Origin of the sequence: Janthinobacterium sp. 78 (assembly GCF_003096775.1) — a bacterium.
Classification (GTDB): domain Bacteria; phylum Pseudomonadota; class Gammaproteobacteria; order Burkholderiales; family Burkholderiaceae_D; genus Janthinobacterium; species Janthinobacterium tructae.
Genome location: NZ_QENT01000001.1, coordinates 5,975,236 through 5,988,555, shown reverse-complemented (window position 1 = coordinate 5,988,555; position 13,320 = coordinate 5,975,236). Strand labels below are relative to the sequence as shown.

Here is a 13,320-nt window from a genome sequence, read left to right as displayed (position 1 = left end):
CTTCCTCAGGATTGGCGCGGGCAGGGACTGCCCACGGCATCCCTGTTGCAAATGAATTTGCAAAAAAGATAAATTTACGTTTATGCTCATCGCCGATATCTTGATGCACCTTGGTGTTTGCTTGCCGAGGAATAAGGGAAACAGACGGATGAGTGACATTAAACTTTTCAAGTTGGCCAATGGCCAAGCCCAGGAATTGCAAGGTAGCGCATCGGATCTGGAAAAACCATTACAGACCCTGATCGAGGCAAACCTCGAAACTTTGCTGAGTATTCGTTTCCTGGCGAGCGAGTATTCGACCGGCAAGACGCATGCTGGCCGCATCGATTCCCTTGGATTGGATGAGAATAATTGCCCGGTCATTCTTGAGTACAAACGGTCGGTTGGTGAAAATGTCATCAATCAAGGTTTGTACTACCTGGACTGGTTGATGGACCATCAGGCCGACTTTCAACTGCTGGTCCTCGATAAGCTGGGCAAGCTGGCATCGGAGGCCATCGACTGGAGCGCGCCGCGGGTGATTTGCATTGCGGCCGACTTTACCAAGTTCGATAGCCATGCCGTCCAGCAGATAGGCCGGACGATTGAACTTATCCGCTACCGCCGATTTGCAGAGGATCTGCTTCTGCTCGAGTCCGCCAGCGCTGGCATGGATCCAGCAACAAAGAAAGGCACCGCCAGGCGGCAGACGTCGCTGCCAGCCAGGTTGGAAACCATGGCTGCTGGGTCCGCAGATGGGGGCACGAACAGGTCGACAGGACCAGACAAGGCATTTGTGGAAATACTGACAGGTCTGTCGGAGCCCATGCGTCAGTTGCTGACCTCGCTGGAGGATTACACGATGTCGTTGGGGGATGACGTTGAGCGTAAGGAACTGCGCTTGTACTTGGCGTTCAAACGGCTGAAGAACTTTGCCACCGTGGTGATACACAAGAAGAATTGCCTCGCGCTGTACTTGCACGTCGACCCGGCGCCCGTATTGCAGGTCCTGCCAAAAGCGCGCGATGTGACCGCCATCGGGCATTGGGGCACGGGTAACCTGGAGATCAGCATCAGCACACTCGCCGAACTTGATGCGGCAAAGCCGTTCATTTTTGCCGCGTATGCAGGTCAGCGTGGCGTGAAAACGTAGCGGACGGTGATCTGTGCGCGTGTCAGTTGTGGGGTGTCGTTGCCTGTTCCAGTTCGTCCAGCCAGCGGATGGCATGTTCGCGGCTGGTACCGCACATGTCTGCCGATGGCTGCAAGCCGCCGCAAAACGCGGGCCGCTGCGGCTGGCCAAAGATCTTGCAGCGGTTGTCGTCGGCCAGCTGTATGCAGCGCACGCCCGCAGGTTTTCCATCCGGCATGCCGGGAATCGGGCTGGTGATGGACGGTGCGGTGCAGCAGGCGCCGCAGGATGGGCGGCATGCCAGGGAAACGGCGGGGGACGGCATGGCGATGAGTGAAAAGGGATAGGGGCCGACAGTATAGCAAGCCGGCCCGCGTGCTTCGCCAGAGCGCGTTTAGCGCACGATGCTGACGCGCTTGCCCGACAGGGTGCGGCGGGCCGGATCGCCATGCACGGTGATGCGGCCGGAACCGCTGGCGCGGGCATTGACTTCATTCTGGACGGTGACATCGATGTCGCCGGAACCGTTGCTCGCCAGATAGGCAACGTCGCTGCGCAGGGCCGCCAGGTTGATGTCGCCCGAGCCATTCACGTTGGCGTCGAGGCGCTGCACGGTGCCGCTGGCGCTGATGCTGCCCGAGCCGTTAAGGGCCACGTTGATGCGTTCGCCGCGCAGGCTGCCCAGCTGGATATTGCCCGAACCGTTCTGCACCGCGTCGGTGTTGCCGCTGGCGAGGGCCGCCGCGTTGATGTTGCCCGAGCCATTGTTGGCCACGTCGAAGCGTCCCACCGTGCCCGACAATTCGCTCTTCATCGAACCGCGCTGCTCCAGGCTGAAATCTTCGCCATTGAAACCGCTGGCCACCAAGCGGCCCGAGCCGGAAATGCGGATCTTCTTCAATTGCGGCGTCGTATAGATGACGTGGATGCCATTGCTGCTGCGAATGTTCGTATCGCTCCAGATGCGCAGGGTATTGCCGCTCACTTCACTATGGATGCGCGGCTGCAGATTGCTGTCCGCCTCGATCACCAGCGATGTTGCCGGGCCGACGCGCACGTCAATCTTCATATCGATGCGCTTCATGCTGTCGATGTCGAGCGTGTTGATGGTGCTGACCTGGCGCACATCGCGGCTCACTTGCTCGTTGCCCTGGATGGCTATGCCGCCCGTGTCGGCATAGCGCACTTCGCCATCGTTGGGGTTGATGACGATGGCGCAACCGCCAAGGGCAACGGCACAGCACAGGGCCAGCAAGGTACGCATGGTGTTTCCTTTATGATAGTTCAGGACAAGAAAAAAGCCGGCTGCCGCGCCGCGGCTGCCGTGCTGTCGATAACAAGATAGCAAAGCGCCTATCTTTACTGAACGCAAATGCGATGAACTGCGTAAAACGCGGCGTGAACTGCTGGCGCGTGTACCTGATGCGGTGCCGTCGGCTTAAAAGCTGAGCAGGAAACATGCGCCGGCAGCGACCGGGCGCGCATGGCGCAAGGTGCCGCCGTTGGCATGGGCCAGGTGGCGCACCAGCGCCAGGCCGATGCCGCGCCCCTGTTTCCTGGTCGAGAAAAACGGCATGAAAATGTGCGCGGCCAGCGTATCGGGCACGCCATGGCCGTTATCGCGCACCTCGATGCGCAGACGCGCGCCCCGGCTCAGGCGGGCGCTGACCGTCACGCGCGGCGCGGCAATATCCTGCGTGGCCTCGGCCGCATTTGTGAGCAGATTGATCAGCGCCTGTTCCAGCTGGCCTGCATCGATCCGCACTTCCAGCGATGCCGGTTCGACGGAAAATGTCGCCGTGCCGCCGCGCGCCTGCCAGGCCGGTGCCAGCAGGGCTTCCAGGCGCTGGAACAGGTGTTCGAGGCGCACCGTTTCGGGCTGCGGCGCGGGCACGCTGGACAGGCTGCGGTAGCTGGCCACGAAATCGGCCAGGCTGGCGGCGCGGCGGGCGATGGCGTCGAGCGCTGTCGCCAGGTCGGCATGGATCTCGTGCGGCAGCAGGGGGCGCACGTCCGCCAGCAGGTCGCAGGCCGTGCGCGACAGCGAGGCGACGGGCGTGAGCGAATTCATGATTTCATGCGTCAGCACTTGCACCAGTTCGCGCCAGGCATTGAGCGCCTCGGCTTCCAGTTCGCTTTCCACCGGCATCAGCGCGGCCAGGTGTTGCGGCGCGCCTTGCAAGGTCAGCGCCGCCACGGCCACCAGCGCCCGTTCCACGCCCCGTTCCGTGTCAAAACTGAGCAGGCGGCGCTGGCCGGGAGGCTGCGCCGCCAGCAGTTGCTGCCACCGCTGTGGCTCGCTCGCATGCCCGGGCGCCAGCTGGCGCCGGGCGCTGGCGTTGAGTGGCGTCACCTTGTGTTCCACGGCGCCGCTCTGGATACGGAACAGGGCAATGGGCGCGTGTTCGAGACAGGCTTCGAGCGCCCTCAGCGATTCTTCATCGGGCGTTGGCGACGCTGCCGCCGCCATGGCCGCTGTCGTTGTCGACTCCTGGCGCGACACCCGCAGCGCCAGGCGGTTCAGGCAGCGGCACAGCAGCCACGCCGGCGGCATCGCCAGCAGCAGGCACAGCACGCTCAGGCGCGGCGACGCGAGTGCGAAAAAATACCCGGCGGCGCTGGCCAGCGCCAGCATGGCGGCGATGCTGGCGCTGGCCGTCGTCTTGAGGTTGCGCTCAGATGCCATGTTTGTTCAGCTTGCGGTACAGCGCGGCGCGGCTGATGCCCAGGGCCTTGGCTGCATGGCTGATATTGCCGTCGACCTGTTCCAGCGTGCGATGGATGGCGTCGCGTTCCAGCGCGCCGAGCGTCTGGCGTGCGTGGGCAGGTGTCGCGGGCACCGCTGCCGCCTGGGCGTGGCTGTCGAACAGGCCGAAGTCGCTGCGCGTGTAGTGCGCCTCGCCCCCCAGGATCACGGCACGTTCGCAGGCATGGCGCAGCGCGCGCACATTGCCCGGCCAGTCATGCTGTTGCAGGTAATCGAGCGCCTCCGCTGCGGGCGTGCGCGGCGTGCGCTGGTACTGGCTTTCGTAGTGCGCCAGGTAATGCCGCAGCAGCATGGCGATATCATCGCGGCGCGCGCGCAGCGGCGGCACGCGCAGCACGATGGTATTCAGGCGGAACAGCAGGTCGGGCCGGAACACGGCCGGATCGAACAGCCGCGCTTCATCGACATTGGTGGCGCTGAGGATGCGCACGTCGATCGCTTCCGGACGGTCCGCGCCCAGCGGCGTCACTTCGCGCCGTTCCAGCGCCGTCAACAGCTTGGCTTGCGCCGCCAGCGGCAGGTTGCCGATTTCATCGAGAAAGAGCGAGCCGCCGCGCGCCGCCTGGAAGCGCCCCGCGCGTTCCTGTCTGGCATCGGTGAACGCGCCTTTGCGATGGCCGAACAATTCGCTTTCAAAGGTAGCCTCCGGCACGGCGCCCATGTCCACCGCCAGCATGGGACCGGCGGCGCGGCGCGAGGCCTGGTGCAGGGCGCGCGCCACGAGTTCCTTGCCGACGCCGTTTTCACCGAGCACCATCACATTCGCCTCCGTGGGGCCGACGCTGGCGACCATCGCGCGCAGCTCGCGCATGGCCGGAGAGTCGCCCATCAGGTCTGGCGCGGCAGTGGCTGTGGCGGCCGTACCGGCGCGGCGCGCCAGCGCATGTTCGACGGTGGCGGCCAGGCGCGCGTTGTCCCAGGGCTTGGTGATGAAGTCGCCCGCGCCGCGCTGCAGCGCCGCCACCGCCAGCGGCACATCGGCATACGCCGTCATGGCGATCACGCAAGGCGGCCGTGGCAGCGCGCGCAGCAGGTCGAGCAAGGCCAGGCCTTGTGCGCCATCGGTCTGGCCGGGCTGGAAATTGAGGTCGAGCAGCACCACCTCCGGCACCGCCCTGGCCAGCAGTGCGGGCAGTCCTGCAGGGTCGCACAGCGTATCGATTTTGCCGTCGCGATAGCGCCGCCGCAGCAGCAGCTGTGCGGCGCAGGCGACATCGATATCGTCGTCGAGGATCAGGACGTGGGCTGCGGTGTTGGCCATGGAGAGCATAGTGAGCGTCGGTCGGTGGCGCATTCTAGCAGCCGTGCTGGTATCGTGGCGGCCGCTGCGGGCATGCCTGTTTGCCGGCGCTGTGCGCTTGCGAACAGTCGCTGTCCGGAAATGGACACTGCGGGATACCGCGTCGTGCCAGCATGCTTGGCGAACGGCTGCGGGGCGCATGTCCGCGTGGCGTCCGCTGCTGGCACGCTGCTTGCTGATAGATGGCGAATACTTGTGCCAAAGACGTGAAAATAAATATGCGTGCTCCTCCATCTGCCATGCCCCATTTGCCGTCCAGCGGCGCCGCCATGGATACGCGCGTGCCGCGCAGCCGGCGAAAATTTGTCGTTGCCGGCCTGGCGGGCATGCTGTTGCTGGCCGCGCTGGCCGCCGCTGGCTGGTGGGCCATGCCACGCGGCTTGCAGGTGCCTGTCGCCGAATTGCGCATCGGCGCCGTGGCGCGCGGTATTTTCCTCGATGAAGTGGTGGTGCGCGCCAGCGCCGAGCCGCTGCATTCCGTGCTCCTCGATTCGGTCGAGTCGGGCCGCATCGAAGAGGTGCTTGCCAGTGATGGCGCACTGGTGAGCAAGGGCCAGCTGCTGTTCCGTATCTCCAATCCGCAGCGCAACCTGGAACTGCTGGCCCGCAAGGCCGAACATGCGCAGCAGATTTTCAACTTGTCCAATTTGCGCGTGGCGCAGCAGGCCAGCACCAGCGAGCATCAACGCCGCCTGGATGACCTGGCGTTCGCGCTGCAGCAGGGTGGCAAGCAGCATGCGCGCAATGTCAGGCTGGCGGCGCAGGGCTTCATTTCCAGCGTGGCGCTGGAGGAATCGGCCGACACGCTGCTGCAGCAGCAGCGCGCGCTGGCGCAGGAACAGCAGGCGGCGCAGGCGGAGTCGCGGGTGCGCCGCGATGCGGCCAGCCAGCTTGGCGCGTCCATCGCCGGCCTCAGTTCGGGCTTGCTGCTGGTCGGTGCCACGGTCGACGCCCTGGCCGTGCGCGCGCCGTCCGCCGGCCGGCTGACGGACTTCCGGCTGCAGGTGGGCGAGTCTATCGCGACGGGCAAGAATGTGGGCCGCATCGACGACCCTGTGCGCTACAAGCTGTCGGCCAGGGTGGACGAGTTTTACCTGAACCGCATGGCGGCGGGACGGCAGGCCAGCATCGTCCAGGCTGGGCAAAATTACGCGCTGAGCGTGCAGACGATTTATCCGCAGATCAAGGAGGGCCGCTTCACGGTGGAACTGGTGTTCACGCACGGCCAGCCGCCCGTGCTCAATCCTGGGCAAAGCCTCGATGCGCAGATTACCCTGGGCGAGCCGGCCGCCGCGCTGCTGCTGCCGAACGGCGCCTTCATCAACGACAGCGGCGGCGCCTGGGTCTACGTGCTCGATGCATCCGGCGGCCAGGCGCAGCGGCGCGCGGTGCGTATCGGCCGGCGCAACAACAGCCAGCTCGAAGTGCTGCAAGGGCTGCAGGCAGGCGAGCGCGTGATCTTGTCGGCCTACGCTGCCTATGGAAATTCCCCCAGATTGCACATAAGCCGGTAAATTCCCCTCATCCTCCATAAAGGTAGCACCCATGCTCAAACTAGTCGGCGTCAGCAAGATGCATCAGTCAGGCGATATCCAGACCAAGGCCCTGGATCGCATCGACCTCGAGATCGAGGCGGGCGAATATGTGGCCATCACCGGCCCCTCGGGCTGCGGTAAATCGACCCTGCTGGGTCTGCTGGGATTGCTCGATATTCCCAGCCATGGCGAATACTGGTTCGAGGGCCAGAATGTGGCAGGATGGACCGAGGCAAAGCTCAATGCGCTGCGCCGCGGGCGCATCGGCTTCATCTTCCAGAGCTTCAACCTGATCGAGGAACTGAGCGTGTTCGAGAACGTGGAGCTGGCGCTCGAGTACAACGGCACTCCGGCGCGCGAACGGCGCCAGCGCGTGGCCGCCATGCTCGACAAGCTGGGCGTGGCGCACCGCGCCGGACACCGGCCGTCGCAACTGTCGGGCGGCCAGCAGCAGCGCGTGGCGATCGCGCGCGCGCTGGTGGCCGGGCCGGCCGTCTTGCTGGCCGATGAACCGACGGGCAACCTCGATACGGCGCACGGCAATGAAGTCATGCGCCTGCTGCGCAGCATCAATGCGCAGGGCACGACGGTGGTGATGGTGACGCACTCGCCCGACCATGCGGCGCAGGCGTCGCGCACCCTGCATTTGCTGGACGGGCGCGTCATGGTCGACGCCTTGCAAGCCGCATGAAGGCGGCCGATTTTCGCATCGGCTGGCGCCTGATGGCGCAGCAGCGGGGCGCCTCGGCGGCCGTCATCCTGGGTCTGGCGGTCGGTTTCGCCGCCTGCTTCCTGCTGCTGGGCTTTGTCGGCTACAGCCTGGGCTACGATAGCCAGGTGCCGCAGCGCGAGCGCGTGCTGCTGGTCAAGCAGCGCATCAATCTGTTCATCCGCCCCGAGTGGCAGAACTTTGCCTATTTGTCGCTGCGCGACGTGGCGCGGCGCAGCGGCGCTGTCGGCATGGCGAGCATCGTCAAGGAACTGGATGTGCCGGTGCAGCGCGGCGAGCGCCCGTATGCGCTGAACGTGCAAGCGGTCGATGCGGATTTCGCCAGCCTGTTCGGCGTCACGGCGCTGCAGGGCGATCTGCGTTCGGCGCTGGCGCAGCCCGATGCCGTGGCGCTGACACAGACGGCGGCGCGCAAGCTGTTTGCCGACGCATCCGCGCTGGGCCAGCTGCTGCAGATCGGCGGCGTCACGCTGAAGGTGCGCGCCATCCTGCCTGACCATCAGCGCAACACCAGCGTGCCGTATGAAGTGCTGGTGGGCACGCTCAGCAGTGCCTGGCCGGCGGCGCAGCGCGAGGCCGCTTTTGCCGGCACGGGGCGCGGCGCCATCTACCTGCAGCTGCGCCCAGGCGCAGACCCCGGTGCGCTGGCGGCGCTGCTGCAGCAGGCCGTCAACGACTCGCCGCAAGACCGGCACGTGCGCGGCGCCTCCATGGGCCGTGCGCTCGCGGGGCGCAACGTCACCGACATCGCGCTGCTGCCGCTGGCGCAGGCTTACTTCGATGCGGACCTGTACCACAGCCGCGCGGCGGCGCGTCACGGGCAGCGCGCCAGCGTGGTGGGACTGGCCGTGCTGGCGCTGCTGATACTTGCCCTGGCCGTCATCAATTACGTGAATCTGGCCACCGTGCGCACCTTGCGCCGCCAGCGCGAGATCGGCGTGCGCAAGCTGCTCGGCGCCGGTGCCGCGCGCCTGGTGCGGCAGTTCCTGGCCGAGTCGGTGCTGACGGCGTTGCTGGCCGCCGCCGCGGGCTTGCTGCTGGCCTGGCTGGCGCTGCCGCTCTTCGCCGAGCTGGTGCAGCGGCCGCTGGACGATATGTTCACCGCCTGGCGCTGCGCCGGCGCCTTGCTGTTTGGCGTGCTCACGGGCTTGTGTGCGGGCGTCTATCCCGCCTGGTGTGCGCTGCGCGTGCGGCCCGGTCCCGCGCTGGCGGGCCGCGGCAACAGCGAAACAGCGGCTGGTCTGTGGCTGCGCCGCGTGCTGACGGTATTGCAGTTTGGCGCCGCCATGGCGCTGTGCGCCGCGACCCTGGCGGTCGGCTGGCAATCCTGGTATGGCAGCCACGCCTCGCCGGGCTTCATGCCGGACGGCTTGCTGGTGCTGGATTTGCCGCCCGGGAGCGAAGACAGCCCGCAGGCGCGCGCCTTCGAAGAGGCGCTGGCGCGCCTGCCCGGCATCGGCGGCGTGGCGGGCATCGCGGAAGCGGTCGGGCGCGATGGCAGCAAGGTCGTCGGCAGCGTCAGGACGCGCGACGGGCGCGACGTGCGCCTGGAATACAAACCCATGACGCCCGGCTGGTTTGCCCTGCACCGCATCGTGCCCTTGCACGGGCGATTGTTCGATGCGGCGCAGGACCGGATCGGCAGCCAGGTAGTGGTGCTCAATGCGGCGGCGGCGCTGGCGCTGGGCTATCCCACGCCGCAGGCCGCCGTGGGGCAGGCGATGCCGGATGGGCAGGTGATTATCGGCATCGCGCCGCCGATCCGTTTCCAGGACATGCGCCAGGCGGCCCAGCCGATGCTGTTCGATTTGCGCCACGGCGGCGCACTGTCCTTGCGCAGCAATGATGATGTGGCAGCGGCGCATGCACGCATCGAGCCGCTGTGGCAGCGCTATTTTCCGCAGCGGATGCTGGAACTGCGCACGGCGCAAAGCCTGTTGGCGCAGATGTATGCCGAGGATCTGCGTCTGGCGCGCATGCTCGGCCTGGCCAGTCTGATCGCCATGTTGCTCGCCGCCTTCGGCATCTACGTGCTGTCGGCCTACAGCGTGCAGCGCCGCAGCCGTGAAATTGTGCTGCGCAAGTTGCATGGCGCGGGCCGCGCCGCCATCGCCCGCCTCGTGGGGCGCGAGTTCATGCTGCTGCTCGCCGCCGGTGCCGTACTGGGCTTGCCGCTGGCGGCCCTGGGTATCGCGCGCTACCTGGCCGGCTTTGTCGAACGCGCGCCGGTGGGCGCCTGGCCACTGGCGGCGGCATTGCTGCTGGCCATGCTGGTGGCGCTACTGGCCACCGTGCGGCACACTTGGTCGGCCATGCGCATGGCGCCGGCGCAAGCCTTGCGCGATTGAGATGCGCTGGCGGCATGGGATCAGTGTCGGACACTCCCTGCCGATGGCCGTCCTGCAACTGCGACGCGTTACAATGGCGAGCGTGCACGTCAGCCAGCAGGATGGGCCTGGCAGCCTGCGCTTGACCTCGGCGGTAGACAGGTCTACTATTAATGACTCAAAAGTAAGTTACTTGGAAAGATACATGCAAGCCCCGATTGATACCAAGCCCCGCTGGGAGCGGCGCAAGGATGCCCGCCCGCAGGAATTGCTCGCCGCCGCCCTCGACCTGTTTGTCGAACGGGGCTTCGCGTCGACGCGCCTGGAGGATGTGGCCAAGCGGGCCGGCGTGTCGAAAGGCACCCTGTACCTGTACTTTGAGAATAAACAAGAGTTGTTCAAGGCCGTGGTGCGCGACAATATCGTGCAGTCGATCGGCGAGGCGGAAGACAGCATGGCCGCCTCGGATAGCAGCAGCGCCGAGTTGTTGCGCAAGGTGATGATGCAGTGGTGGGAAGAGTTCGGCGCCACGAAACTGGCCGGCTTGACCAAGCTGATGCTGGCCGAAGCAAACAATTTCCCGGAACTGGCGCAGTTTTACAACGAAGAAGTCGTCACGCGCGGCAATGCGCTGATCGTCAGCTTGCTGGAACGGGGCATGCAGCGTGGCGAATTCCGCCAGGTCGATGCCGTGCTGGTCAGCACCATCCTCAGCGCGCCCGTCACCATGCTGATGATGTGGACGCACTCCTACCTGCCGTGCGAGGTCAAGAATATCGATCCGCTCGCCTACATGGATGCGTTCATCGACATGAGCGTGCGCAGCCTGCAGGTGGAGGCGCCCGGCAAAAGCTGATGCGCCGGGCCTGGCTACAACCGTTCAGTTGCCCCTATCCAAGGTTCGCCCCCCCAAATCTGCAGATCGTCGCAAATTTCCTCCATTCCCCGCCTTTATGGTTAACATGTGCTTTCAGCCAGTTCAACGATAAAATGGCGGATTATTACTTCACTTACCGAGTCCAAAGATGAATATCGAACAAGCCCGCTTCAATATGATCGAACAGCAGATCCGTCCATGGGACGTACTGGATCTCGACGTGCTGGAGTTGTTGAACGTGGTCAAGCGTGAAGATTTCGTGCCGGCCGCCTATAAAAACCTGGCCTTCGTCGATACGGAAATTCCACTGGGCGGCGGCGAATGCATGTTGACGCCGAAGCTGGAAGCGCGCATTTTGCAAGACGTAGCCGTCAAGAAGCATGAAAATGTGCTGGAGATCGGCACCGGTAGCGGCTACATGGCCGCTTTGCTGGCGCACAAGGCGCGCCATGTGACGAGCGTGGAAATCGTTCCCCAATTGAAAACCCTGGCCGAGCAGAACCTGGCCGCCAATGGCGTGACGAACGTCACCGTGGAACTGGGCGACGGCGCCCAGGGCTGGAGCAAGGGCGCACCGTACGACGTGATCGTCGTGTCCGGCTCCCTGGCCGTGTTGCCGGAAACACTGTTGCAACAAGTGAAAGTCGGCGGCCGTATCCTGGCTATCATCGGCGAAGCGCCGATCATGTCGGCGCACCTGATCACGCGCAGCTCGGACAAGGCTTACGACACGCGCAAGCTGTTTGAAACCAATGTCACGCCGCTGCAAGCGGTGGCACCGTCGCATTTCCAGTTCTGAGGCGACCGATTCGATGGAGCATTTGAGTGCACCGCAGCTGGCCGCCTGGCTGGCTGACCCTTCCCGTCCGCGCCCGTTGTTGCTGGACGTGCGGGAACAGTGGGAGTTCGACCTGTGCCACCTCGACGGTGCCACCTTGATGCAGATGAACTCGATTCCTGCGCGCATCGATGACCTCGATGAAGACGCCGAGATCGTCTGCATCTGCCATCACGGCATGCGCAGCATGCAAGTGGCGGCCTTCCTGGAGCGCAATGGTTTTGGCAAGATCAGTAATTTGACGGGCGGCGTGCATGCCTGGACGCTGCAAGTCGACAGCGCAATGCCTAAATACTAAGTCATTTTGTAGTAGATGCACCCAGGCATGTTTTCCTGCATGCCTGCGGAGGCCTGTACCCCGCTCATCCGGCGGGTGCAAGGCAAGCGGTAGCAGATTTTTGATTCCATCAACTTTTGACGACTCCAACGGAGAAATGCAATGCGGAAACCCCTTATCGCCGTGCTGATGACCAGCGCCTTTGTCTCGATGACATGCTCGCTGCAAGCGCAGGCGGCCGATCTCATCCAGGTGTACCAGCAGGCGCTGGCCAATGACGCGCAGTACGCCAGCGCGCGCGCGGCCCTGTCGGCCGGGATGGAGCGGGTTCCGCAGGGGATGGCAGGCTTGCTGCCGCAAATCTCCGCGTCGGGCAGCAATACGCGCGGCAATCAGGAGCAAATCGTCCAGAACAATGGTGGCAACAAGATCACCTCTCCGTCCGTCAACGTGCGCACGAACAGCTACAACCTGACCCTGGCGCAACCGCTGTTCCGCTGGGACCGTTGGGAAACCTACCAGCAAAGCAAGCTGGCGCAAGCGATTGCTGAAGCGCAATTTGCGCAAGTCCAGCAAGACCTGATCACGCGCGTGGCGCAGGCGTATTTCGACGTGCTCAGCGCGCAAGACAACCTGGGCGCGACGCAGGCGCAAAAGGTCGCCACGACGGAACAGCTGGCATCGGCCAAGCGCAATTTCGAAGTCGGCACGCAAACGATCACCGACACGCACGAAGCGCAAGCGGCCTACGACCTGGTGGTGGCGCAGGAATTTGCCGCCATCAATGACCTGGCCAACAAGCGCAGTGCCTTGCAAACCATCATCGGCGAAGCGCCAACGTCGCTGGCGCCGATGCGCACGGGCGTGGTCATCAGCGCGCCCGAACCGGCTGCCGTCGAACCGTGGGTGGCGTCCGCCGAAGAGCAGAACTATGGCGTCGTCACGGCGCAGTTCAATGTGGAATCGGCCAAGCGCGACATCGGCCGCAACCGCGCCGGCCACTACCCGACGCTGGACCTGATCGCCAACGCTGGCCATAGCTATTCCTCGGGTGGCGGCAATGGCAACGGCAACAACAATAACGCCATCGGCGTGCAGTGGAGCATCCCGATCTTCAGCGGCTTTGCCGTCACCAGCAAGGTGCGCGAATCGATCGCGCTGGAAAACAAGGCCCGCAACGACCTGGAAACGGCACGCCGCACGGCATCGCAGGGCGCGCGCCAGGCTTTCCTTGGCGTCAACAGCGGCCTGGCGCAAGTCAAGGCGCTGGAAGCGGCGGAAGTGTCGAGCAAATCGGCGCTGGAATCGAACCAGCTCGGTTATCAAGTGGGCGTGCGCATCAATATCGACGTCTTGAATGCGCAGAAACAATTGTTCTCCACGCAAAAAGACCTGTCGAAAGCCCGTTACGACACCATCATGAACGGCTTGCGCCTGAAGGCCGCGGCCGGCACCTTGAAGGAAACGGATTTGATGCCCGTCAACGCCTTGCTGGACAAGTAAGCGCGGTCTTGTTGTCAATTAAAACCAGCACCGGCAACGGTGCTGGTTTTTTTTC

The 13,320-nt window shown here is 64.5% G+C and carries 12 protein-coding genes; 8 read left to right on the top strand and 4 right to left on the bottom strand.

Features of this window, described 5'->3' with window-relative positions:
* Positions 1–148 precede the first annotated feature (148 nt).
* Complete coding sequence (locus C8C92_RS26340) at positions 149–1,132, top strand: DUF5655 domain-containing protein (protein WP_116746133.1); 984 nt, start codon at positions 149–151, stop codon at positions 1,130–1,132.
* Positions 1,133–1,154: 22 nt separating this feature from the next.
* Here C8C92_RS26340 and C8C92_RS26335 read toward each other — a convergent pair whose 3' ends face one another.
* The 4 genes from C8C92_RS26335 to C8C92_RS26320 all read right to left on the bottom strand — a co-directional run bounded on the left by C8C92_RS26335 (position 1,155) and on the right by C8C92_RS26320 (position 5,139).
* Positions 1,155–1,436: a YkgJ family cysteine cluster protein gene (locus C8C92_RS26335; RefSeq protein ID WP_116745712.1), complete on the bottom strand. Its 282-nt coding sequence runs from the start codon at positions 1,434–1,436 to the stop codon at positions 1,155–1,157.
* A 69-nt stretch (positions 1,437–1,505) separates the two neighbouring features.
* Positions 1,506–2,375: a head GIN domain-containing protein gene (locus C8C92_RS26330; protein WP_116745711.1), complete on the bottom strand. Its 870-nt coding sequence runs from the start codon at positions 2,373–2,375 to the stop codon at positions 1,506–1,508.
* Positions 2,376–2,549: 174 nt separating this feature from the next.
* The gene (locus tag C8C92_RS26325) at positions 2,550–3,797 is read right to left on the bottom strand and encodes an ATP-binding protein (protein ID WP_116745710.1); all 1,248 of its coding nucleotides are present in this window, start codon (positions 3,795–3,797) and stop codon (positions 2,550–2,552) included.
* Entirely contained in the window at positions 3,787–5,139 is a 1,353-nt protein-coding gene (locus C8C92_RS26320) for a sigma-54 dependent transcriptional regulator (protein ID WP_099761949.1), read from the bottom strand. Before C8C92_RS26320 ends, C8C92_RS26325 begins: the two co-directional genes overlap by 11 nt.
* A 257-nt stretch (positions 5,140–5,396) precedes the next feature.
* Between C8C92_RS26320 and C8C92_RS26315 the strand changes: the two genes are divergently transcribed.
* The 7 genes from C8C92_RS26315 (at position 5,397) to C8C92_RS26285 (ending at position 13,265) form a co-directional block, all read left to right on the top strand.
* A complete protein-coding gene (locus C8C92_RS26315) occupies positions 5,397–6,692 on the top strand; it encodes an efflux RND transporter periplasmic adaptor subunit (protein WP_243420367.1) in 1,296 nt (431 codons plus the stop codon).
* Positions 6,693–6,723: 31 nt separating this feature from the next.
* Entirely contained in the window at positions 6,724–7,404 is a 681-nt protein-coding gene (locus C8C92_RS26310; RefSeq protein WP_116745709.1) for an ABC transporter ATP-binding protein, read from the top strand.
* Positions 7,401–9,791 carry an ABC transporter permease gene (locus C8C92_RS26305; RefSeq protein ID WP_116745708.1) on the top strand — a complete coding sequence of 797 codons (2,391 nt, stop codon included), beginning with the start codon at positions 7,401–7,403 and terminating at the stop codon, positions 9,789–9,791. Before C8C92_RS26310 ends, C8C92_RS26305 begins: the two co-directional genes overlap by 4 nt.
* A gap of 184 nt (positions 9,792–9,975) precedes the next feature.
* Positions 9,976–10,626, top strand: a complete 651-nt coding sequence (locus tag C8C92_RS26300; protein ID WP_071075280.1) for a TetR/AcrR family transcriptional regulator — start codon at positions 9,976–9,978, stop codon at positions 10,624–10,626.
* Between the two features lie 169 nt (positions 10,627–10,795).
* Positions 10,796–11,446 (top strand): protein-L-isoaspartate O-methyltransferase, encoded by a 651-nt coding sequence (locus C8C92_RS26295; RefSeq protein ID WP_116745707.1) that lies wholly within the window; start codon positions 10,796–10,798, stop codon positions 11,444–11,446.
* 13 nt (positions 11,447–11,459) lie between these two features.
* Positions 11,460–11,783 carry a rhodanese-like domain-containing protein gene (locus tag C8C92_RS26290; RefSeq protein WP_116745706.1) on the top strand — a complete coding sequence of 108 codons (324 nt, stop codon included), beginning with the start codon at positions 11,460–11,462 and terminating at the stop codon, positions 11,781–11,783.
* Positions 11,784–11,924: 141 nt separating this feature from the next.
* On the top strand, positions 11,925–13,265 hold the full coding sequence (locus C8C92_RS26285; RefSeq protein ID WP_116745705.1) for a TolC family outer membrane protein: 1,341 nt from the start codon (positions 11,925–11,927) through the stop codon (positions 13,263–13,265).
* The last annotated feature ends 55 nt before the right edge of the window (positions 13,266–13,320 follow it).